This window comes from Chitinophaga rhizosphaerae (assembly GCF_003958645.1).
Lineage (GTDB): Bacteria > Bacteroidota > Bacteroidia > Chitinophagales > Chitinophagaceae > Chitinophaga > Chitinophaga rhizosphaerae.
The window spans coordinates 533,287-555,530 of the sequence record NZ_RXLO01000005.1 but is presented as its reverse complement, the minus strand read 5'-3'; the positions used below and the strand labels follow the sequence as shown (position 1 = coordinate 555,530).

The window sequence follows — 22,244 nt, the reverse complement described above, 5'->3', positions numbered from 1 at the left end:
ACCGTCAAGCGGCTTACTGTATGGCTACCATGGCGCATCATCTACCTAATTTAGACAGATTTTTTCGCATTACTAAAGCCCTCGCACTAAAGTGCGTAGTTTTCAACTAACGGCTGGGACCAATAAAAAACCGGCAGGCCATTGGCCCACCGGATTGGATCTCTCCGCACACACGCCTGTGCAGACCGTTTACGCCCGGGCAATACGGGCGGCCTTCAGTTGGAAGATCAATAGAATCGCGCCTACCGCACAGAGAAATGATTCCGTGATGAGCCACTGCATGCCGAAGGCGCCCAAAGGCCCTTCCATGCCCAATGTCATCAACCGTGAAATGGCGTAGAATCCCCAGAGCATCGTGAGGAAAAGGATACCCTGCCGCTCATCGCGCAGCGCCCAGCGCACCAGCATCACCACGATCGTGAGGCCCACGCCGCCATATACGCCGCGGATGGAGCTGAAGGAATCGGGGTTCGGCAGTTTTACCTGTACAAGGTCCATCACCGCCTGCGGGCTCGCGAACGCCATCAGGCTCACATACAGCAGGCTGGCAGCGGAAAAGAAGATATAGATGCGGGAAAGGATACGGAGTGTTTTGCTTGACTTCATAAAGGAGATCTGTTTTGATTACACCACAAAAGTGCCCCGTCCGCACAAAAAAAATCTTGGCGCCTGCCAAGATTTTAAAGACCGGTGGAACAGCTGATCATTTGTTCCGCATCTTTCCCTGACACCCAATACTGCGTATCCACACCGCGGAAAGCATTCACCGGCGATGCGGGATCGCGGGGTGGCGGGCCAGCGCAGCCATGTTGCCGGCATCCGTGCGCTGCAGCAGGTTCCGGAGAACGGCCTTGCCGGGACGCCCTGTAACACCTGTTACCAAAATCATAATTGATACGCTTAAATATGACAAATATCATGACAACTATTCGGCCGAAAGCCTGTTATAACTCTGAAAAACAATTCGCAAATGGCCCAAACTGTTGCAGAACAGATCGTTCAAATGCTGCGCGCCGCAGGCGTGGAAAGGATCTACGCCGTTACGGGAGACAGCCTCAATCATCTCAACGATGCCGTTCGCCGCGATGGTAACATTCAATGGATCCACGTGCGGCACGAAGAAACCGCAGCTTATGCCGCCGGCGCCGAAGCGCAACTGACGGGCAGGATCGCCTGCTGTGCGGGGAGTTGCGGGCCCGGGCATGTACACCTCATCAACGGGCTGTACGATGCGCACCGGTCCGGCGCGCCCGTGCTGGCGATCGCTTCGGCGATCCCGTCCCGCGAGTTCGGTTCCGGCTACTTCCAGGAAACCAATATCCACAAGCTTTTCGACGATTGCAGTTATTACTGCGAAATGGCCACCACCGCCGCCCAGGCGCCGCGCATGCTGCAAATGGCCATGCAAACCGCCATTAGCCGCAAAGGCGTGGCCGTGTTCGGATTGCCCGGCGATGTGTCCGAACTGGACGCGGAAAAAGGAGAGTCCTCACACACCGTATTCCCCACGCTGAGCGGCATCATTCCATCCGCCGGCGAACTATCTGCCTTGGCCGACACGCTCAACAGCAGCGAAAAAGTCACCATTTACTGCGGCATCGGCGCCACAGGCGCGCACAGCGAAATACTCGCCCTCGCAAAGGCGCTCCAGGCACCAGTGGGATATTCTTTCCGGGGGAAGATGGCCGTCCAGCACAACAATCCGTTCGAAGTGGGCATGACCGGCCTGCTGGGATTGCCTTCTGCATATCATGCCATGCATCATGCCGATTCGCTACTGCTGCTGGGGACGGATTTCCCTTATACACCATTCCTTCCGGACAATGTCCGCATCATCCAGGTCGAAGCGCAACCGGAACGCCTGGGAAGAAGGGCGCACCTGCACCAGGGGCTCCACGGCACAGTGCGCGAAACCATCGCCGCGCTCCTCCCCCTCATCCAACCCAAAACCAGCCGCGATTTCCTGGACAACGAACTGAAACTCTACGCCAAAGTAAAAGACCGCCTGCAATCCTATGTAAAAGACGCCGGCGACGAAAATAAGATCCATCCCGAATACGTAGCCGCCACCATCAACGAAAAAGCACCGCACGACGCGATTTTCACCGTAGACACGGGCATGACCTGCGTATGGGCCGCCCGTTACCTCGATGCCACCGCTAACCGGGAATTGCTCGGCTCCTTCAACCACGGCTCCATGGCCAACGCACTCCCACAAGCCATCGGCGCGGCGCTCTCTGCACCCGAACGTGCCGTGGTGGCGCTTTGCGGAGATGGCGGACTGTCCATGACCACCGGCGACCTGGCTACCATCTCGCAATACCAACTCCCGGTGAAAATCATCGTGTTCAATAACCGCTCGCTGGGCATGGTGAAACTTGAAATGGAGGTAGCCGGCCTGCCCGACTGGCAAACAGACATGCACAATCCGGATTTCGCGATGCTGGCGCAGGCTTACGGCCTCCCCGGCATCACCGTTTCACAGCCCGACCAGGTGACGGCAGCCATCAGTAATGCTTTCACGCAGCCGGGGCCTGTGCTGCTGAACATCATGACAGACCCCAACGCGCTCGCGATGCCCCCGAAAATCGAATTCAAACAGGTCCGCGGAATGGCGGCTTCCATGACGAAACTGATGCTGAACGGCGAATTCGAAGAAGTTTGGGAAACCATCAAAAGCAACATCCGCCACGCGAAGGAATTACTTTGAAAACCCCTCCCATCAGCCGGTTTACCCCTGGCGAAAAAAGAAAGCCTGTCTGCCGGAACCGCGGCGACAGGCTTTTCAGCTTATTCGAATCCCATATCGATCACTTTTTGATTTCGTGCATCCTGCCTCAAGCGCTATTTCGTGTCTTTCGGCCATTTCACATTGAGGAATTCCCATTCGCGGATGTGCGCGGGGCGGTGTTCCTTTTTCACGATGGCGTCGAAACGGGGGATCAGGTCGGGATGTGCGGCGGCCACGTTGTGTTGCTCCGCGGGGTCGGCATCGAGGTCGTACAGCTCCCAGGGGCGCTTGACATCCTGTTTCAGGCCGGTTTTCACGGCTTTCCATTTGCCCATCCGGATGGCCAGCTGGCCGCCTTTTTCGGGGTATTCGAAATACAGGTATTCGCGGCGGGCGGTTTGACGGGAATTCCCTTTCATTGCTGGCAACAGCGAAATGCCGTCGTTTTCCGGTGCGGCGATGCCGGCCATTTCAGCGAAAGTGGCCAGCAGGTCGTATTGCGCGGAGATAAGCCCTGTTGAGGTGCCGGCGGGAATTTTCCCGGGCCAGCGAACGATGAGGGGCTCGCGGATGCCGCCTTCGTAAAGGTCCATTTTCAATCCTCTCAGCCCGGCCGCGCTGTTGAAAAATGCCGCCTGCACGCCGCCGTTGAAAGTAGCGCCATTATCGCTGGTGAACAGGATCACCGTTTCTTCATCGAGTCCTGCCTTGCGGATGGCGTCCAGGACGATGCCGACCTGCGAATCGAGGTACGTGATCATGGCGGCATACGTACTGAGCGGGTATTTGGCGGCGGCGTAGCCGTTGTTGCCATAATAAGGTTTTTCGTTGAACTTGCCTACGTACGCCTGCACGGCGCTGTCTGGCGCCTGGAGGGAAACGTGGGGCAGCGTATATGGGAGATAGAGGAAAAATGGCTGGTCGCCGCTTTTATTGATGAATTCCAGCGCTTTACCTGTCATTTTATCGATGGCGTATTCCTTCCCGGTGAATTGTCCGAAATCCTTATCCGTGGCCGATGCGGGCTGTAAGGGCGTGTGAACGTACATGGGGGGATTGCGGAGCGTATCGTACCGGCCGTTTTCCCAAAGGTGGCTGGGGTAAAAATTATGCGATTGTTTCTGGTCGTAGTATCCGTAGAAATAATCGAAGCCCTGTTTGTTGGGGTCCCCGGTATTGAAATGCATGCCGAGGCCCCACTTGCCGATGGCGCCCGTTCTATAGCCGGCGTTCTTCAGCATCCGGGCGATGGTGAGGGTATTTTCGGGAAGGGGCATCTGTCCGCCTTCCAGCGAATCGGCGAAGCCGCCCATTTCATAGTTGCCGCGGATATAGCTGTGCCCGCCATGACGGCCGGTCATGAGCATGCACCGCGCGGGAGCGCAAACGGGCGCGCTTGTGTAAAAGTTCGAGAATTTCATGCCCTGGGCGGCGAGTTTGTCGAGATGCGGCGTGGCGATCTTTCGTTGACCGTAAGCGCCTACTTCGCCGACGCCGAGATCATCTGCATAGATCAGGATGATGTTAGGCTTCCTGCCGGAGGGCTTCTTGCGCTGGGCGGCCGCATCCTGCACGAAGAGCCCCAGCAGGAGGAGGCCAATGCTTATCATACGTTTCATTTCCTGAAGATAATACACGGCAGCTGTACCTGCCAGGATATTTCGTGGCGGCAACGGCATTACGCGGGCAAAACCGCCCGTCCGCACGCGCCCCATCCATCCCCAAATCTTCCACCAGCGCACGTCCGCCGGCGGGTTTCGCCGGGAACCAGGATACCGGCCACCCACAATGGGGATTACCGATGAAGGAAACCGCGTACCACCTGGGGCCTGAAGACAAATCGCACTTCTCGAAGTACTTTAAAAACGCTTCGGGGATGAATTTCACCAATTACAAGAAAGCGCTGCCGATGGCAGCCCGAATTGGTTTAAATTGCCGTATGCTCACCTTACAATTATCGCCCGTACCCGAGATCGGAACAGACCGGTTGTTGCTCCGCCAGATCCGTCCGTCAGACGTTGACGAAGTGTTTTACCTCCGCTCCCATCCGCAGTTGATGCATTTCATTCCCCGGCCGAAAGCGGCGGGTAAGGAAGATGCGCTGGAGCTCATCAACCGGTTTACCGACCTGGCGGAACGCAACGAGGCGATCAACTGGGGGATTACGCTGAAAGGAGAAGATAAAGTGATCGGGGTGATCGGATATGTGCGGATGCAGGCGGCCCATCACCGCGCCGAGGTGGGATATATGTTGCACGACGCGTATCACGGCAAGGGAATCCTGCGCGAAGCCCTCGCCGCCGTGCTGCAACACGGCTTCGATACGTACCGGCTGCATTCGGTGGAAGCGATCATCGACCCGGCCAATTCAGCGAGCGAAAAAGTGCTGACCCATGCGGGGTTCGTGAAGGAAGGTTTTTTCCGCGAAGCATCGTACTGGAACGGGAAATTCTCCGATATCTTCGTGTTTTCCCTCCTTTCGCCGCATCGCTGACAAACAGGTTAGCGCCAAAAAATGTACATTCGCCATCACATGAGCAGAACTTTTGCGATCGGCGATATCCACGGGGCGTACCGGGCATTGCAACAGATTATCGAAAGAATCGGGCCCAAAACCGGCGACCGGCTGGTTTTCCTGGGCGATTACGTAGACGGCTGGTCCGAATCCGCCGAAACCATTGCATACATGATGGAGCTGGAGCAGCGGTACGATTGTATTTTCCTCCGCGGCAACCACGATGCCTGGTGCGAATCCTGGCTGGGTGGCGAACCCGCGCTTGACCTCTGGCTACAACACGGCGGCATGGCCACCGTGGCGAGTTACGAAAAGCTTTCCCCCGAAAAAAGGCTGCAGCATCTTGCGTTTTTCCGCCGTATGCGGCAGTTTTATACCGACGAACATAACCGGCTGTATATTCACGCGGGGTTCGCATCCATGCACGGCCCCGAGTTCGAACGGTATCAATATAATTATATGTGGGACCGTACGCTGTGGGAAATGGCGCTTTCGCTCAATCCCAAACTAAAAACCACGGACTTGCAATATCCCAAACGACTGCGGCTTTTCCACGAAATCATCATCGGGCACACGCCTACCACCAATTACGGCGAATTCAGGCCCATGCATGCCGGCAACGTCTGGAACGTGGATACCGGCGCCGGATTTGCAGGGAAGCTGTCGGCCCTGGAGCTGCGGTCCAAAGATTGTACCCAGAGCGACACCGTCTTGTACCTCTACCCCGGCGAAAAAGGCCGGAATCCCTGATTTTTCGTAATTTTGCGGCCGCGATGGTCAAAATCGAACATATAACACTGCCGGAATTCCCCCTGCTGCTGGCGCCCATGGAAGACGTGAGCGATCCCCCGTTCCGGGTGGTCTGCAAAGCCAACGGGGCCGATCTTCTGTATACCGAGTTCATTTCCAGTGAAGGTTTGGTGGGCGATTCGGCGAAATGCCGCCGCAAGCTGGATATTTTCGACGAAGAGCGCCCGGCGGGCGTTCAGATCTTCGGGGGCGACGAAGGCCGCATGGCCCAGGCTTCCGCGATCGTGGACCTCACGAAGCCGGACTTCCTCGATATCAACTTCGGATGCCCCGTAAAAGGGATCGTATCCCAGGGCGCAGGTTCCGGCGTGCTGAAAAATCTCGACCTCATGACCCGGCTCACCGCCGCCTGCGTGAAAGCCACCTCCCTGCCCGTTACCGTGAAAACCCGGCTGGGGTGGGACGAAGATTCCAAAAATATCGAAGAAGTGGCCGAAAGGCTGCAGGACGTGGGCATCAAGGCGCTCACCATCCACGGCAGAACACGCTGCCAGATGTATAAAGGCGAGGCCGACTGGTCGCTCATCGCGAAAGTGAAAAACAATCCCCGCATCCACATCCCCATTTTCGGCAACGGCGATATCGACAGCCCGCAAAAAGCGAAGGAATATAAAGAAAGGTTCGGTGTAGACGGTATCATGATCGGCCGCGCCGCCATCGGCTACCCCTGGATTTTCCGGGAAGTCCGCCATTTCCTCGATACCGGACAGGAACTCCCCGCGCCCACCGTGGCCGAACGCGTGGCCGTATGCAAGCAGCACCTCGATAAATCGCTGCAATGGCGCGGTGGACAGGCTGGTATTTACTCCATGCGCCGCCATTATCTTACCTATCTGAAGGGCCTCCCCGGCATCAAGGAATTCCGCAACCGCCTCGTTACCCTCAGCGATCCGGAAGCGATCAAGTCCGTGCTGGACGAAGTGCTCCGGAAATACGAAGGCTTCGAGATGGAAAAAGAACCCATCCAGCTCATCGATTACCACGAAAATTGTCCGGTTTAACGACTTACCTGCAGTCGGTTTTGGTGTAAGGGGAAGGATCGAATTTGAGATGCGCGTCGTCTTTCGCGAAAACAGCCACCCCATTGGAGTCTAAATCATTGTATACAGCCTCGTACAATTGTTCACCCATCATTTTAAAGACCACCGGGCGGTCGCTCGTAACACCTTCGCTGGTGAAATGATACGTACCCCGGAAGATATTATCGTTCAACGTACCGCTTACGGTACCCTTATTCCTGTCTTTCTCGAAGAAATTGTATTCCAGTACGCCTTTCACGTCGGTATCATCCACCACCAACTGCAACTCGAACGTATCCTTCCCCGTCACTTTCCGGTAACAATGGGCACTGGCTTCGCCTTCAGCGGATTGGCCGGCGGAAGGGGAAGACTGGCAGGCGAAAAAGATAACGGGTATGGACAGTAAAACAGCAGTTCGCATCGGGGATTATTTTTTTAAATCTACACAAAAAAAAATGAAAGCTGCTGACATAGGGTTGTCAAACCCCGTTTTCATCTTTGTACCATCAAACCAAAAAAACTGAGATCATGGCAACTATTCCTTCTTTATTGAAAGAAATGGCCCGCGAGGCCGAAACCACCCGCAAGATGCTGAGCCGTATTCCAACCGACAAGCTCGACTGGCGGCCGCATCCCAAGAGCATGGACATGCGCAACCTGGCCATCCACATCGCCGAGCTGCCGTCCTGGACGAAAATGGCGATCGAGACCGACGAACTGGATTTTGCCGCCATGCAATATGCCCCCCCGGCCGTTTCGAACGCCGGCGACCTGGTGGCGATCCACGAAAAAGCCCTGCAGGAAGGCATCAGCAGCCTCGAACAGGCGGACGAGTCTACCTTCGGCCAGCCCTGGACCCTCCGCACGGGCGACCAGGTGCATGCCGTAAGCCCCAAGGAAGAAGTCATCCGCATGTCGTATAATCAGATCGTGCACCACCGGGCGCAGCTGGGCGTGTACCTCCGGCTGCTAGAAGTGCCGATCCCCGGCAGCTACGGCCCGAGCGCCGATGAGCCCGCCATGTCGAATATCATGTAACCGGCCGCGATGGAAAACGAAAAGGGAAGCGAAAACGCTTCCCCTTTTTTTTGCTTGCCTAAATTATCGTAAAGAAAGATAGAGAATACTATGGTTTGTGGATCCACTTTTCGTTGATGAAGAACGTCCCGAAAGGCACGACCGATGCGCCGAGGGCGATGGCCGTTTTTTTCATGGACCATTGCAGGATGGTTTTCAGCTCTATGGCCAGCACCACGTACAGCACGAACAGCAGCCCGTGGGCCATGCCCAGCTGTTTATTGAGCCAGGGTTCTTCGAAAAAGTATTTCAACGGCATGGAAATGAAGAGGATCGCCAGGAAAGAAATCCCTTCGAGCCATGCGATGATCCTGAAACGCTTGATGGACCGGGTACTTTTTTGTGCTACCTGTTGTTTTTCCATGGCGCAAACCTACGCCGGAATCCTGTTCCGAAATATGATTATGATCAGTTTAACGGTAACCGGCCGCCTGTAGCGTAAACAATTCTTCGTACCGCCCTTTTTGGGCGATCAGCTCCTCGTGCGTACCGATCTCCAGCAGCTCCCCGCCTTCCAGTACCAGGATGCGGTCGGCCATGCGCACCGTGGAAAAGCGGTGGGAAATGAGGACGGCGGTTTTGCCCCGGGTGAGGTCCGCAAACCGCTGGAAAACTTCGTATTCCGCACGGGCGTCGAGGGCGGCCGTGGGCTCGTCGAGGATGAGGAGCTGGGCGTTTTTCATATAGGCCCGCGCCAGTGCGATCTTCTGCCATTCCCCGCCCGACAGCTCCACCCCGTTGCTGAAGCGCCGCCCCAGCATCTGGTTGTACCCTGCAGGAAGGCGGCCATACAGCAGATCGGCCATGCTTTTCTCCGCCGCCTGCTCGATCCGTGCCTGGTTGTCGACCTCGGCGATGTTGCCCACGGCGATGTTTTGAGAGAACGTCATCTGGTACCGCTGGAAATCCTGGAAAATCACGCCCACCTGCATCCGCAGCTCGTTCAGATCGTATTCCCGCAGATCGTGCCCATCCAGCAGGATGCGGCCTTCCGACGGGTCGTACAAACGGGCCAGCAGCTTCACCAGCGTCGTTTTACCCGCGCCATTCTCCCCTACCAGCGCGAGTTTTTCACCGGCATGGAGCGTGAAATTGAGGTGGCGGTTGGCCCAGCGCGTGGCATTCAGGTATTTGAAGCCCACATTTTCGAACACGAACCCTTCGCGGATAGGGTTCGGGAAAGGCCGCGCTTTCAAAGGTTGCGTGATCCGGGGCGAAATCTCGAAAAACTCGAACAGGTCGCGCAGGTAAATAGCGCCCTGTGTTACGCTGGTAAACCGCATCAGCACGCTTTCCAGCAGCCCGCGCAACTGCCGGAACGATCCGCCGAGGAACGCCAGGTCGCCGATGGTGAGTTGCCCGCGGACGGTTTGCAGGATGATAATGACGTACGCGGCATAATACCCCGCGCTCCCGACGAGTGAAAACACCACGGCCCAGACGTTGTAGCGGATGGACAGGGATTTCTTGTCGCGGTAAAACTTATCCGCCAGTCCCCGGAAACGGTCTACCAGGTAGCGGCTGAGGTTGAAAATCTTTACTTCCTTGACGGATTCGTCGCTCGCGCCGAGGAACCGGATATAATCGAGCTCGCGCCGGGCGGAGGTTTCGCCCCAGGCCAGGGCGTAGAACCGGTCGTTGAAATGGGTTTCGGAGAAGAACGACGGCAGCACGGCTACCAGCAGCAGCAGGATGAGCCATGGACTGAAGGTGACCAAGCCGGCGGCGAGGAAGATCATGGTGATCACGTCCTGCACCTGCGTGAGCACCTGGCTAAGGAGCTGCGTGCGGCCGGCGGTTTGCTGGCGCGCGCGTTCCAGTTTGTCGTAGAAAGTGGAATCTTCGAACTGGTCGAGGTCGAGCGTGGCCGCGTGCTGCATGATGCGCACCGAAGTGTGATTGGCGACGCGCTCGCCCAGGAGCCCGTCTACCAGTGAAATGGCACGCCCGAGCGCCCCGGAAATGACGACCAGCGCAAATTCTGCGGCCACCAGTTGCCAGAGGTACGTGTATCCGGCGTCTCCGGCGGATTGGGTGAGGCGGACCACCTCGTCGATGATCAGCTTGCTGATATACAGCAAACCGAGCGGCGTGGCGGATTGGGCCGCTCTCAGGAGGATGTTCCAGGTGGTCATCCAACGGCTGGTTTGCCAGACCAGTTTAAAAAATGCGGGTAGATTCTTCAGCGCCGCCATCCGCTGCCTGAAACTCACATCGGGTTCTCCGGGTTTTCTGCTAGGTCTTCTCATGCGGCACTGAAGTTACGGATTTCGCGGGAACCGATCACCCGCCGGCGCTTCATCCGAAGTGGCAGGTATCCGGGCGGTGAGGCTGCTGGCCGGGCAGATGCCGATGATGTTCCGGGTTCGGAGATTTCGTGGTTGCATGTTCCGGGAAAGTCAGGTTAATGGAATGGATGCTATGAAATTTTTTCGCTGACGGTTGTTGCGGGAACGGGAAACTGAAGGTTGATGGAGGTGCCCGATATGGAGGAACCCACATCCATCGTTCCGCGGAAAGCCTCTACCCGCGAGTGGATAGCGAACATCCCGATACCGTCTCCCTGCTTGCCGTTCATCCCTTTCCCGTCGTCTTCCACCGTCAGTGAAAATATATCCGGCGAAAACGAAAGCTGAACGATCACGTGCGTGGCCTGCGCATGTTTGAAAACATTGTTCAGCAGTTCCTGGAACGTGCGGAAGATCATCAGTTCGAAATCGATATCGAACCGTGTGGGCTCGCCGTACGACAGGAATTCCACGCCCAGTTGCTCGTTCCGGCCAACTTTTCCGCAATAGTCGCGGATGGCGGAATGGATGCCTTCGAGATGGAGGGTTTTGGGCATGAGGTTATGGGATGTTTCGCGGATCTCCGAAACGGCGTCGTTGAGCAGGCCGATCGTGTCTTTATAAGCAGGTGAGCCGGCCAGGCCGCGGTACTGGTTTTCGAGGGAAGCGAGGTACAATTTTACGCCGGAAAGGATGGAGCCTGCACCGTCGTGGAGGTTCCGGGCGATGCGGGCGCGCTCCTTCTCTTCGGCTTCCATCGCGGCCTGCACTTTTTCCAGTTCGGCTTCGCGTTCCATCGTCAACAGTTTCTGCGCGGCGAGCAGCTGATTCTGGCGGATGTGCAGCAAATAGGCGCCACCACCCACGAGCAGCAGCAGCACGATGCCAGAAAGTGCATAGATGCCCGCGTTCCGGTTGCGGATCCCGAGCTGTTTGCGGGCGAGGTCGCGCTCCTGCTCCGCCAGCTGGAGGTCTTTTTCCGCCGTTCGGTATTGGGTTTCCATTTCATTGATCGATTGCTCGACCTGGAGGTCCTGCATGCTATCGCGGTAGGTATTGAATTTATCGAACGCTTCCACCGACTCCTCCCGCAAACCCAGCATGATATTCACTTTGGTGAGCACGCGGTATTGCTTTTCGAGCAGATCCAGCTTCCCCAGTTCCAGGGCGATCTTCGTCGACTTCCCGAAATACGCGCGCGCTGCGGCATACCGTTGCTGCAGGTAATACATCCTTGCCATCACGGCGTACATGACGCTCATGTATTGTTTGCTGACGGGTTGCCGCTCGGCGACGGCTTCCGCCTGCCTGAGGAAATGGGAAGCGGAATCGTAGTTCGCTTTCGTGACGTACATTTCCCCGATGCCCAGGCGCGCATAAAATTTCCCCAGCGGGAAATTGGATGTATCGCTCAGCGAGATCGCTTCGAGGAAAAACGGGATAGGCTCCGGGTATTCCAGCCGGGCCCCCATGTTGATGAGACTACGCACGAGGTTGGGCGTATCCTTTGCCGTACGGTATCCGGCGATGGCTTTCATCCGGTATTCCTTCGATTTATCGTCCTGCTCCAGTTGCGTGAAAGCGATGGCGAGATTGTTATAGGTGCTGGACCTGGCGGTTGGGTTGTCCGTTTTCGAAAAGAGATCGAGGGCGTACATATAGGCTTTCACGGCGGAATCGGGCGGGCCGGTCTGCAGGAAAGTACTGCCTGCGCTGGTGGCGGCCCTGCCGGCCAGTTCGAAACTGTCGACCGCGAGAGCGAGCCGGAGCGATTGCCGGTAATATCCGCGGGCAAGGAGGAAATCGGTATCGGATACGGCATTCCCCTTTCCCAAAAGGCTCATGCTGATAGCCCAGGTGTCTTTGGCTGCGAGGCTCATCCGCCAGGCGGAATCATACATTTCCGACGCGGAATCAGGGAGCGATTCGGCGATGTTTTTGGCGGAGCGGAGCAATTGGCGCACAGCCGATGTATCGGCGGAAGGAATGGCCATCATCTTTTCCGGCGCAGGGCGCACGGGTTGACGGCAGGCGAAACCGCACGCAATGAGCGATACGACGGCCGGCAGCGACCGAAAGCTGAATGAAGAGAGGATGCGGAGCATACTGGGTGTTCTATAAAAGGTTGATACCAATGAGCCAATTGGTCGCACACCCCGTTTTCTTTTCCGGACATATGCTGCTGCTGGTGCACAGCGGACCTGCCCCGGAAGGTTTCCGGAATGCGCCCGACCGCTCTGTAAAAAAACCAGGAATATGCTGCTAATATGCGCCGATGGCCGGTTTGAACGGCATACGAAGTTTCGCTGGGTAAACTGCGCATTTTTCGAATGGCGTAAATGTACTCAACTTTTTAATCAACGGGCAAAAAAAGAATCAGGGGGCGAGGATGACTTTCACGCCGCGGTCCTGCAACATCTGCACCGTGGCGCTGTCTACCTGGTTATCGGTAATGATGAAATCCACCTGTTCGAGGCTGCAGATGCGGCCGATGCCCCGGCGGTCGAACTTGGAGCTATCTGCCATTACGACTACGGTTTGGGCAAGACCGATCATTTTCATGTTGAGGCTGGCTTCGGCGAGGTTGGTGATGGAAAGGCCGAATTCGGGATCGATGCCGTCTACGCCGACGAAGAGAACGCCGCAGGAGATATCGTCGAGCAGCCGTTCGGCGAAGGAGCCGGCGGCGGCAGACGAGCTTTGATGGATGAGGCCACCGATCTGGAGCACGTCTACGTTCGGGCGGTTGCAAAGCTCGAGGGCTACTTTAAGTGCGGGGGTGATGACGGTGATGTGTTTGGACGGGTGTAGGATGCGGGCCAGTTCGAAGACGGTGGTGCCGGAGCCGATGATGATGGAATCGTTATGGCCGATGAGCTCCATGGCGGCGCGGGCGATCCTTTTCTTTTCCTCCATGCGGATGAATTCCTTCTCGTTGATGGGGCGCTCGATGGCGTAGGGGTTTTGGGTGGAGCCGCCGCCTTTGGTACGGAAGAGGAGTTTTTTTTCTTCCAGCAGCTTGAGGTCTTTGCGGATGGTAACGCCAGACACCTGGAGCCTTTCGCTCAGTTCCTGTATATCGACTTTACCTTTTTCCTGCAGCTCCTGGAGTATCAATTGGTGCCTTTCCGTGATGTTCATATGCGTGGGGCTTTCTGAATGTTAAATTATCTTTCATCAAATGTACATTCTTTAGGACGATTTCCCTAACAGCCGTTATTATTTTCATGTTAACCATTGATTTGCAATGTGAAAAGGAAACTCCCCTATCAGTTAATTTTAATTTAATTTTGTTTAATTAAGTTTAATTTTTACTTTTAGGAACTTTCAATCAGGTTCCATTTTATTCCACGAAACAACTGATACCATGCGTACCGCAGCAAAAGCAGGCATTCCCTCCCAACTCATCTGGGGTTATCTCGGTGTGATGATCTTCATGATGGGCGACGGCATCGAACAGGGATGGCTGAGCCCTTACCTTGTAGACCACGGCATGACCGTTCAGCAATCCGCCACCCTGTTCACCGTGTACGGCATCACCATCGCCGTTTCCGCCTGGTTTTCCGGCGTACTGGCCGAGGGTTACGGCGTCCGCCGCACCATGGCGCTCGGCCTGCTCCTGTATTGCCTCGGCACCGTGGGCTTCGTCGGCTTCGGCATGCCGCAGCTCAATGTACCGGTGATGCTCCTCACCTACGCCCTTCGCGGGTTCGGGTACCCGCTGTTCGCGTACGCTTTCCTCGTGTGGATCGCGTACAGCAGTCCGCAGCAACAACTCGGCCGCGCCGTGGGCTGGTTCTGGTTCGTATTCACCGGCGGGCTCAACGTGCTCGGGGCTTACTATTCCAGCTGGGCCATCACCAAATTCGGGCATCTCAACACCTTATGGACTTCCCTTTTCTGGGCGCTCCTCGGCGCCGCGCTCGCCCTGCTGTTGAACCGCAGCAAACCGGCCAGGCTATCCACCGGCGGATCGAAAATGGAAGAACTGGCAAAAGGATTGACGATCGTCCGGGAGGAGCCGAAAGTCTTACTGGGCGGCATCGTCCGCATCATCAACACCACCGCGCAATTCGCCTTTCCCGTGTTCCTGCCCATGTACATGGCGCGGCACGGCTTCGATACAACGGAGTGGCTGACGATCTGGGGCACCATCTTCACGGCCAATATCATTTTCAACCTCATTTTCGGTTTCGTCGGCGATCATTTCGGCTGGAGAAATACCATCATGTGGTTCGGCGGCGTCGGCTGCGCCCTCAGCACGCTCCTCTTTTATTACGCACCGCAGATCTGGGAAGGCAGCTACTGGGCCGTGATGACGGCCGGCATCATCTGGGGCGCGCTGCTGGCCGGTTACGTACCGCTCACCGCCCTCGTACCCTCGCTGGTGAAGAAAGACAAAGGCGCCGCCATGGCGATACTCAACCTCGGCGCAGGGCTCCCGGTGTTTGTGGGGCCGGCCATCGTAGGGCTGTTCATCGGCGCCGCCGGCGAAGAAGGCGTCATCTGGATACTGGCGGTTTTATACATGATCAGCGCCATCATCGCGCGGTTCATCACCCTTCCCAACAATGCCAAAACCCTCCATCAAATGCAACCCGAAGCCACCATACAACCGATATAAAATGCGCATTTTAATTACAGCACCTTACCATCAGCAAGGCATCCGGGCAATAGCTCAACTGTTCGGTGAAACCGTATACCGGTCGTGGAAACCCAACGGCCGCGCCTGGAACGAAACGGAACTGATCTCGATGCTGGCGGAAACCAAAGCAGACGCGCTCATCACGGAACACGACGGCGTCACCGCCAAAGTGATCGAATCTTTCCCGCATCTCCGGTTCATAGGCGTTTGCCGTGGTACGCCCAGCAACGTGGCCGTAGCCACCGCAACGGCGCACGGCGTCCCCGTGTTCTTCACCCCCGCGCGCAACGCGCAGGCCGTGGCGGAAATGTTCATCTCCAACGTTATCATGCTGCTGCGCAATACCATTCCGGGCATCGACTGGCTGAAAGGCCGCAACTGGCAGGCCGGGGCCCATGATTCCTATCTTCATTTCAAAGGCAACGAACTGGCCGGGAGGACCGTGGGAATGGTAGGGTTCGGCGCCATCGGGCAACTGATCGCCGGCATGATCCGCAATTACCCCTGCAACATCCGGTTTTACGATCCCTATGTTACGGAATACGACCCGGCTTACGTGAAATGTTCGATCGAAGAACTTTTCGCTACCAGCGACGTCGTGTCCGTTCACCTGCCCGTTACGGAGGAAACGAAAAACATGATCGACGGCCGGCTGTTGACAATGATGAAAAAAGACGCCATTTTTGTGAATACGGCCCGTGCTGCGGTGGTGAAGCGGGAAGACCTGCTCACCGCCCTCGAAACCCGCGCGATCCGCGGTGCGGTGCTGGACGTGTTCGACCATGAACCGCCCGACGAAACGGACTACCGGATCATCGACCAGCCGCACGTGATCGCCACGCCGCACATCGCAGGCGCTACTTTCGAGGTGGAAGACCATCACGTCGCCATCATGAACAATGCACTAACACAATGGTTCGCCAACGGAAACCGCCAGGTACGAGAACTGGCGAACCGCCAGATACTGCCAACTCCCGTCAATGGATAAACAACCCGCATACATCATAGCAGACATCGGCACCGGCAACGTGCGCGTGGCCATCGCAACGCCCGCCGGCGAGGTGCTCGGCGTATCCCGCGAAGACATCCGGTACGAAAAGGACCCGCTATACCCGGACGCCCTGCAATTCGACCCCGGCGCGCTCTGGGAACAGATACTCCGCCTGGCGAAGCAGTCGCTCGCAGCGGCCCCCCAGGCCGAAATCCGCGCCATCACGGCCACCAGCCAGCGCGAAGGCATCGTTTTGCTCGATGCGGCAGGGAAATCGCTCACGGGCCTTCCCAACATCGACCACCGTGGCCGTGAATGGGAACCCATCATCGCCGATAAAAGCCGCGTCTACCAACTGACAGGCCGCTATCCCACTTCGCTTTTTTCCGCCCTCAAACTGGTGGGCATCCGCGAAAGAAAACCCGATACCTGGTCGCAAACGGCATCGTTCCTCAGTATTTCCGACTGGGTGGAATACCAGTTTTCCGGCATCGCCAAATACGAACATTCCCAGGCTTCGGAAACACTGCTGTTCGACGTGGAGCGGAATGAATGGAGTAAGGAACTCTGTGGGATCTTCGGACTGGCGCCTTCTCTCCTGCCGGCTTTGCGGGCTTCTGCAAGTATTTTGGGCGAAGTAACGGCAGAAGTGGCGGGGGAATTGAATATCACGCCTTCGGCGATCGTGGTGACCGGCGGCGGAGACACGCAGCTGGCCATCAAGAGCACGCGGCCGGCGGTAGACGATATGATCATCGTGTCGGGCACCACCACGCCCATCGTGAAGCTCACGGGCGGCTATACCCTCGATGCCGAAGAACGTACCTGGACGAGCAGGGACATCGTGCCGGAGCGCTTCGTCTTCGAAGCCAACGCCGGCGTAACAGGGCTGAACTATCAACGCCTGAAAGAGATTTTCTATCCCAACGAAGGCTACGACGTCATCGAAAAGGAACTTGCCGGGAACCGGCACACCTTCTGCATGGCGAGCCTCGGTTCATTGCTGGCAGACGAGGAAGTGTCGCTCACCCGCGGCGGTTTCATCTTCCCCGCGCCCGTTTCGCACCTGCTCACCCGCGGCAGCTTCGTTTGGGCCACGATGATAGACATCGCCTGTTCCATCGTCAAAAACTACAAAATTCTCGCCGAAGTGGCCGGCCATCACCCAAATTACGTCTGGGGATGCGGGGGCGGACTGCAAAGCCTTACCCTCCGCCAGCTCATCGCCAACCTCACCGGCAAAAAAGTACAGATGCGCAAGGGCTTCCAGCAATCGTCTGCCGTCGGCGGCGCGCTCATCTGCAACGAAGCGCTGGGGATCGACGGGCGGATGGACGATACCATCGAAACGGTGGACCCGCAGGACGAGGCGCATTACGCCAGCATCTATGCGGAATGGGAAAAAACGCGGGACCATTTCAGGAACATGAACTGATCTCCGCAGCACAACAGCAAATAATTCATGGAACCTACTTTTATCGGACTGGACGTGGGCACCCAGGGCGCCAGGGCCATCCTCACCGATGCACAGGGCAGGGTGCTGGCAACTTTCAGCGAGCCCTTCGCCCTGACCGCCGCATCGCGGGAAGAACAATCTCCCCGTCAATGGTGGGAAGCCTGCGAACGGCTGCTCGCCCAAATCCTCCAACGGCCGGAAGCCGCATCGCTGCGCGCGATCGGCGTCACCAGCACTTCCGGCACCGTGATCCCCGTGGATGAAGCCGGTAACCCGCTTCATCCCGCGATCATGTACAGCGACGGACGGCAGGCAGAAACCGGCCGGCGCTGCAAAGCGCTCGCAGAAAAATATCACCCGCAGGGATACACGGCGTTCAATACCACCAGCGGATTGCCGAAAATGGTCTGGTTCGCGGAACAGTTCCCCGAAAAGGCGCGCCGGACCTGTAAATTCATCCACGCCGCCGATTTCATCACCGGCAAACTCACCGGCAATTTCAACGTCACCGATTTTACCAATGTGTTAAAATCCGGGTACGACGTAACAAGCGAACGCTGGCCGGAATATATTTGGGGGCATTTGCCCATCCGCCGGGAATGGCTGCAGGATGTGATCCCCTCCGGAACGCCCGTAGGCAGCGTAACCGCCAACATCGCCCGTATGCCAGCAAACGTGCTGGTAACCGCGGGCATGACGGACGGCTGCGCGTCGCAGATCGCTTCGGGCGCGGTATCGCCCGGCGCCTGGAACACCACCATCGGCACCACGCTCGTTGTGAAAGGCGTGACGGAAAAGCCCGTGCACGACCCGCTCGGCCGTTTGTACAACCACCGCCATCCGCAAGGTTTCTGGATGCCGGGAGGCGCCAGCAACACGGGGGCCGACTGGATATCAAAGCATTTCCCCGGCAACCTGGCCGCGCTCAACGAAGCCGCCGCCGCCTTGGTGCCCACCGGCAAATTGTACTGGCCGCTGGAACAGCCGGGCGAAAGATTCCCGTTCGTAGCCCCGCAGGCGCAGGCTTTCGAAGCGCCGGAACTGGTGGGTGCGGAAAAATTCGCGGCCGGGATGGAAGGTGTCGCCTACATCGAAAAGATGGCGTACGGGCTCATCGAGCAGCTTTCCGGCGAAACGGTGAAAGCCGTGTACACCGCCGGCGGCGCCAGCAACAGCAATTTGTGGCTCCGCATCCGGGCCTGCGTGCTGGGCGTGCCCGTCCATAAAATGCAGGAAGTCAGCGGGGCCGCGGGAGCCGCCATCCTCGCCGCATCGCAAACGCATTACGGCAGTATCAGCGAAGCCGCGGCGGCCATGACCCATATCGATAAAACCATGTTACCCGAACCGGGACTGCAAGGCGCCTACGCCGAAGGGTACCGCCTGTTCAGGGAAAAACTGAAAGAAAAAGGATATGCTTAACGTTTATTTGCTCCGGCACGGGCAGACAGCCTGGAACGCAGACAACAACCGGTATTGCGGCCGGACCGACATTCCGCTCACCGCCAAAGGCATCCAGCAGGCGGAAACCGTTCGGGAACAGCTGAAAGGCATCGAATTCGACGGCGTGTATTCCTCTCCGTTGGAACGCGCTTTCATGACCGCGAACATCGCTTCGGGCGCTTATGTCAAAAAAGACGACAGGTTGATAGAGGCAGATTTCGGGGAATGGGAACATAAAACCAAAGAAGAATTCATCGCCGAAGCGCCGGAACACTGGCGCCGCTGGATGGAAGACCCCTACGCCCACCGCGCCGGCGGATCGGGCGAGAACGGCCGGGAGATCGTGGAGCGGGTGGATGCCTTCTTCACCGATGCCCACCGCAAACACCCTACAGGCAATATCCTCGTGGCCGCCCACAACGGCGTCAACCGCCTGTTCCTCGCTTATAAACTGGGCATGCCCCTGCGCAATTACCGTATGCTCGTCCAGGAAAACGCTTCCGTCACCATGTTCACGCTCGACGCCGGTGGCGGTTTCACACTACAACACCTGAATGCCAAATTCTGATCCCATGAAACGAATCCTCATCGGCAGCGCATTGCTCTGCTGCACCTTCACCGGCTTCGCCCAATCGGGCCTGCATGTGCTGAAAATCAGGAACGCCAAAGACCTCCGGTCCTTCTTCCAATTCACCGGTAACGATATCCCCTTCATCTCCGGCCACCGCGGCGGCGTCAACAAAGGCTTCCCGGAAAACAGCATCGAGGCGTTCGAAAATACCCTCCGCCATACGCCCGCCACATTCGAGATCGATCCGAGGCTCACCAAAGACAGCGCCATCGTGCTCATGCACGACGCCACCCTCAACCGCACTACCAACGGCACCGGCAAAGTGGGCGATTACACGCTCGCAGAACTGAAAAAAATGCGCCTGAAAGACGTGGACGGCAACCTGACCGATTTCCAGATCCCCACGCTCGAAGAAGCCATTAAATGGGCGCGGGGCAAAACCGTCCTCATCCTCGATAAAAAAGACGTGCCGTTCGAAATGACGGCCGCCATCATCCGGAAAAACAAAGCCGAAGGCCATGTGATGGTGACCGTCCACACCGCGAAAGAAGCGAAATGGTATCATAGCCGCAACCCGGAAATCGTGTTCGAAGCCTTCGTGAAAACGCAAAAGGCGCTGGAAGAATACGAGCAGGAAAACATCCCCTGGACGCACATCATGGCCTATGTTGGCCCGGATAACAAACCGGAGCTGAAGCCGCTCTACGAAAACCTCAACAAACGCGGCGTCATGTGCATGATTTCCGCTGCACCTACGTACGACAAACTCCCCGATGCCGCGGAGCGCACAAAAGCGTACCAGGCCATCATCAAAGATGGCGCCAGCCTGATCGAGGCAGACCGCTCCCTGGAAGCCGGCGAAGCCATCCTGCCGCTCATTCCCGCCCAAAGCCCGAAAAAGAAATTCTTCTCCATTACGAAATAGTAAGTATTACCTGTAACGTGAATTACGGCCGGTCCTTTTGTCAGGACCGGCTTTTTATGGAAAGGATTTGAACAATGCGGTGATAAATTGGGTAAATTGAAGGAAAAGAATCCCCATGGCAATCGTTATCCTCGTTTTCATTACGCTCATCGCCATCGAGCACCTGTATATCCTGTGGCTGGAAATGTTCGCGTGGACCACGCGGGCGCCGAAAGTGTTCCGGCAGATACCCAAGGAAATGTTCGAACCCACGAAGGCGCTGGCCGCCAACCAGGGCTTGTACAACGGGTTCCTGGCGGCGGGCCTCATCTGGAGCCTCTGCATCGGTGACCCGGCCTGGCAGCAGCATGTAGCGATATTCTTCCTGGCTTGCGTGGCGGTGGCGGGAATGTATGGGGCAGTTACGGCAACCCGGCGCATCTTTTTCCTGCAGGCACTTCCGGCGCTGGTAACCTTACTGCTGATCTGGTTTTTGTAACAACGGCGCCCTATCCCGGTACTTTCTCCGGAACCAGTACATCGCAGCGAGGGTGCCCGCAAGGCCCGTGACACCGGCGATTTTCACAAGGCCGGTATAGAATTCCAGCCAGTTCAGCTGTAGCTGGAAAACGGATTTGGCAAGCATCACACCTACGCTGCCCAGGTACCCGAAAGCGTCCGCGATGTAGATGAGGAAACCCACGTTCCCCGTAAACCGGAAAGCGGCGATGAAACGGTCGAACAGCAGGCTGTTGAATGGAATATACACCATGTACAACCCCAGGCCCGCCAGCAGCATCCAGGCATACATGCCAAGGTGCCCGGCGGAGAACAGCATGGCCCCGCCAAGCGTTACCGCGAATCCCGCGAGCATGATCCACTGCGTTACGATGAACGCCCTGAAATTATGGTTTAGCCAGCTCATGGCGGCGATCAATACGAGAATGATGAGCGATATCAGGCTTTCCGTTCCCGCGAAAACGCCCGGCTGAAAAGGTTCTCCGGATTCGCGCCACATGTCGGCCATGAAGCTGTCGCGCACTTCGCGCAGGATCGTCACGAGGATGTAGATCACCACCAGCAACGCGAGCCCCGGCCAGAAGCGCCGCAGCAGTCCTCGCCGCTCCGCCGCAGACATCGGCAGCCTTTCCATCCGCTGTTCCCTGTCGGCAGCCCCGGGCGGCGGGATTTTTTCCAGCAGCAGTACGAACACGATCAATACCGGCATGAACACGCATCCCACCACGAATGGCATACCGTATTCGCTCACGCCCCATCCGTCCATCACCCACTGCGCCACACTCTTCGCCAGGCCAGACGCGAAAATGAAGCTCACGGCCAATGCCGCACTGATCATATCCGTGGTACGCCGCCCCTCGATATACGAAAACACCACACCCCATAGCATCCCCAGCGGGAACCCGTTGAGGAACAGGCACCACCAGTTATGCGGCGGCGGCACCACGGCAAAGAGCGCCCAGGCCAGCCAGGCAACGCCCGTCAAACCCAGGATGAGCCAATGCCGGTTCCTCCGCTGCATCGCGGCGATGAAACGGATGCCGTAAAATTTGCTCAGCATATACCCGAACATCTGCGATACGACCAGCACGGTTTTGTAATCCGCCCCCCAAAGCATATATCCCCCGAAAGCCCCTACGTTAAAGGCTTTCCGAAAACTGAAGATGGCAGTGTAGGCGCAAAAGGCGGTAACGGCCGCAAAGGCCGCCACACCCAGCTCGCGGCGGGAAAATTGCATGTACGGAATATACGCTGAATTACCGGAAATGAAAACAG

21 protein-coding genes are annotated in these 22,244 nt (G+C 57.1%); 12 read left to right on the top strand and 9 right to left on the bottom strand.

Annotated elements, in window-relative coordinates; genetic code table 11:
• Positions 1 to 189 precede the first annotated feature (189 nt).
• Entirely contained in the window at positions 190 to 606 is a 417-nt protein-coding gene (locus EJ361_RS15140) for a DUF4345 domain-containing protein (protein ID WP_126246465.1), read from the bottom strand.
• Between the two features lie 157 nt (positions 607 to 763).
• Positions 764 to 889: a hypothetical protein gene (locus tag EJ361_RS26020; protein ID WP_262707077.1), complete on the bottom strand. Its 126-nt coding sequence runs from the start codon at positions 887 to 889 to the stop codon at positions 764 to 766.
• 81 nt (positions 890 to 970) lie between these two features.
• On the opposite strand from EJ361_RS26020, the gene EJ361_RS15135 reads away from it, so the two are divergent.
• On the top strand, positions 971 to 2,710 hold the full coding sequence (locus EJ361_RS15135) for a thiamine pyrophosphate-dependent enzyme (RefSeq protein ID WP_126246464.1): 1,740 nt from the start codon (positions 971 to 973) through the stop codon (positions 2,708 to 2,710).
• A gap of 134 nt (positions 2,711 to 2,844) precedes the next feature.
• On the opposite strand, the gene EJ361_RS15130 is transcribed toward EJ361_RS15135, so the two are convergent.
• Entirely contained in the window at positions 2,845 to 4,350 is a 1,506-nt protein-coding gene (locus EJ361_RS15130; protein WP_205687016.1) for an arylsulfatase, read from the bottom strand.
• Between the two features lie 182 nt (positions 4,351 to 4,532).
• Here EJ361_RS15130 and EJ361_RS15125 point away from each other — a divergent pair, with 182 nt between their 5' ends.
• From EJ361_RS15125 to dusB, 3 genes are read left to right on the top strand one after another with little or no spacing between them, the layout of a single operon-like run.
• The gene (locus EJ361_RS15125) at positions 4,533 to 5,225 is read left to right on the top strand and encodes a GNAT family N-acetyltransferase (RefSeq protein WP_205687015.1); all 693 of its coding nucleotides are present in this window, start codon (positions 4,533 to 4,535) and stop codon (positions 5,223 to 5,225) included.
• A gap of 39 nt (positions 5,226 to 5,264) precedes the next feature.
• Positions 5,265 to 5,996, top strand: a complete 732-nt coding sequence (locus EJ361_RS15120) for a metallophosphoesterase family protein (protein ID WP_126246463.1) — start codon at positions 5,265 to 5,267, stop codon at positions 5,994 to 5,996.
• Between the two features lie 23 nt (positions 5,997 to 6,019).
• Positions 6,020 to 7,057: a tRNA dihydrouridine synthase DusB gene (gene dusB / locus EJ361_RS15115; RefSeq protein WP_126246462.1), complete on the top strand. Its 1,038-nt coding sequence runs from the start codon at positions 6,020 to 6,022 to the stop codon at positions 7,055 to 7,057.
• Positions 7,058 to 7,061: 4 nt separating this feature from the next.
• Here the strand turns inward: dusB and EJ361_RS15110 are convergent, their stop codons facing one another.
• Positions 7,062 to 7,496 (bottom strand): hypothetical protein, encoded by a 435-nt coding sequence (locus EJ361_RS15110; protein WP_126246461.1) that lies wholly within the window; start codon positions 7,494 to 7,496, stop codon positions 7,062 to 7,064.
• Between the two features lie 107 nt (positions 7,497 to 7,603).
• Here EJ361_RS15110 and EJ361_RS15105 point away from each other — a divergent pair, with 107 nt between their 5' ends.
• The gene (locus EJ361_RS15105) at positions 7,604 to 8,113 is read left to right on the top strand and encodes a DinB family protein (protein WP_126246460.1); all 510 of its coding nucleotides are present in this window, start codon (positions 7,604 to 7,606) and stop codon (positions 8,111 to 8,113) included.
• Positions 8,114 to 8,201: 88 nt separating this feature from the next.
• Here the strand turns inward: EJ361_RS15105 and EJ361_RS15100 are convergent, their stop codons facing one another.
• The 4 genes from EJ361_RS15100 to EJ361_RS15085 form a co-directional block, all read right to left on the bottom strand.
• A complete protein-coding gene (locus tag EJ361_RS15100) occupies positions 8,202 to 8,516 on the bottom strand; it encodes a DUF3817 domain-containing protein (RefSeq protein WP_126246459.1) in 315 nt (104 codons plus the stop codon).
• Positions 8,517 to 8,565: 49 nt separating this feature from the next.
• On the bottom strand, positions 8,566 to 10,401 hold the full coding sequence (locus EJ361_RS15095) for an ABC transporter ATP-binding protein (protein ID WP_240646638.1): 1,836 nt from the start codon (positions 10,399 to 10,401) through the stop codon (positions 8,566 to 8,568).
• Positions 10,402 to 10,571: 170 nt separating this feature from the next.
• Entirely contained in the window at positions 10,572 to 12,545 is a 1,974-nt protein-coding gene (locus EJ361_RS15090) for a tetratricopeptide repeat-containing sensor histidine kinase (protein ID WP_126246458.1), read from the bottom strand.
• 271 nt (positions 12,546 to 12,816) lie between these two features.
• Positions 12,817 to 13,581: a DeoR/GlpR family DNA-binding transcription regulator gene (locus tag EJ361_RS15085; protein ID WP_126246457.1), complete on the bottom strand. Its 765-nt coding sequence runs from the start codon at positions 13,579 to 13,581 to the stop codon at positions 12,817 to 12,819.
• A 226-nt stretch (positions 13,582 to 13,807) separates the two neighbouring features.
• Here EJ361_RS15085 and EJ361_RS15080 point away from each other — a divergent pair, with 226 nt between their 5' ends.
• From EJ361_RS15080 to EJ361_RS15050, 7 genes are all read left to right on the top strand, one after another.
• Entirely contained in the window at positions 13,808 to 15,064 is a 1,257-nt protein-coding gene (locus tag EJ361_RS15080; protein WP_126246456.1) for an MFS transporter, read from the top strand.
• Between the two features lies 1 nt (position 15,065).
• A complete protein-coding gene (locus tag EJ361_RS15075) occupies positions 15,066 to 16,073 on the top strand; it encodes an NAD(P)-dependent oxidoreductase (protein WP_126246455.1) in 1,008 nt (335 codons plus the stop codon).
• Positions 16,066 to 17,511 carry an FGGY-family carbohydrate kinase gene (locus EJ361_RS15070; RefSeq protein ID WP_126246454.1) on the top strand — a complete coding sequence of 482 codons (1,446 nt, stop codon included), beginning with the start codon at positions 16,066 to 16,068 and terminating at the stop codon, positions 17,509 to 17,511. Before EJ361_RS15075 ends, EJ361_RS15070 begins: the two co-directional genes overlap by 8 nt.
• 27 nt (positions 17,512 to 17,538) lie before the next feature.
• On the top strand, positions 17,539 to 18,954 hold the full coding sequence (locus tag EJ361_RS15065) for an FGGY-family carbohydrate kinase (protein ID WP_126246453.1): 1,416 nt from the start codon (positions 17,539 to 17,541) through the stop codon (positions 18,952 to 18,954).
• On the top strand, positions 18,947 to 19,543 hold the full coding sequence (locus EJ361_RS15060; protein WP_126246452.1) for a histidine phosphatase family protein: 597 nt from the start codon (positions 18,947 to 18,949) through the stop codon (positions 19,541 to 19,543). The genes EJ361_RS15065 and EJ361_RS15060 overlap by 8 nt, the downstream gene beginning before the upstream one ends.
• 4 nt (positions 19,544 to 19,547) lie before the next feature.
• Positions 19,548 to 20,471, top strand: a complete 924-nt coding sequence (locus EJ361_RS15055) for a glycerophosphodiester phosphodiesterase family protein (RefSeq protein WP_126246451.1) — start codon at positions 19,548 to 19,550, stop codon at positions 20,469 to 20,471.
• A gap of 115 nt (positions 20,472 to 20,586) precedes the next feature.
• On the top strand, positions 20,587 to 20,949 hold the full coding sequence (locus tag EJ361_RS15050; RefSeq protein WP_126246450.1) for a DUF1304 domain-containing protein: 363 nt from the start codon (positions 20,587 to 20,589) through the stop codon (positions 20,947 to 20,949).
• On the opposite strand, the gene EJ361_RS15045 is transcribed toward EJ361_RS15050, so the two are convergent.
• On the bottom strand, positions 20,926 to 22,206 hold the full coding sequence (locus tag EJ361_RS15045; protein WP_240646637.1) for a DUF5690 family protein: 1,281 nt from the start codon (positions 22,204 to 22,206) through the stop codon (positions 20,926 to 20,928). The two genes, EJ361_RS15050 and EJ361_RS15045, sit on opposite strands and share 24 nt — an antisense overlap.
• Positions 22,207 to 22,244: the final 38 nt, after the last annotated feature.